The 311-nt window shown below is 56.3% G+C and carries 1 pseudogene; it reads left to right on the forward strand.

From position 1 onward, the window contains the following. Positions 1-159, forward strand: a pseudogene (locus EN852_RS42930) (SOS response-associated peptidase); the annotation flags it as partial. Positions 160-311: the final 152 nt, after the last annotated feature.

Consider the following 311-nt stretch of genomic DNA (forward strand, 5'->3'; position numbering starts at 1 on the left):
ACCACGTCGGAGGAGACCGAGGCCTGGCTTACAGCACCTTGGGCAGAAGCACGGCATTTGCAGCGAACAGCACCAGACAACGCGTTGGTGATCGTTGAGAAGCCAGCCACACAAATCAAGTTTCCGCAGCAGGCACCGGCGCAAGGATCTCTGTTCTAGGCTAAGGGATAGCCGCGTTCCTCATTCCTCGTCTCGCCATATCACACGGCGAACCATGCGGATTTCGACAAGGCGTCTCACACGAATTTTCAAGCGCTCCGCAGCACTCGGCAAAATTATGTCGGCATCAAGTTCGCGAAGCTTGCAGCGCT

The sequence above is a fragment of the Mesorhizobium sp. M2E.F.Ca.ET.209.01.1.1 genome, assembly GCF_004010375.2.
GTDB lineage: Bacteria > Pseudomonadota > Alphaproteobacteria > Rhizobiales > Rhizobiaceae > Mesorhizobium.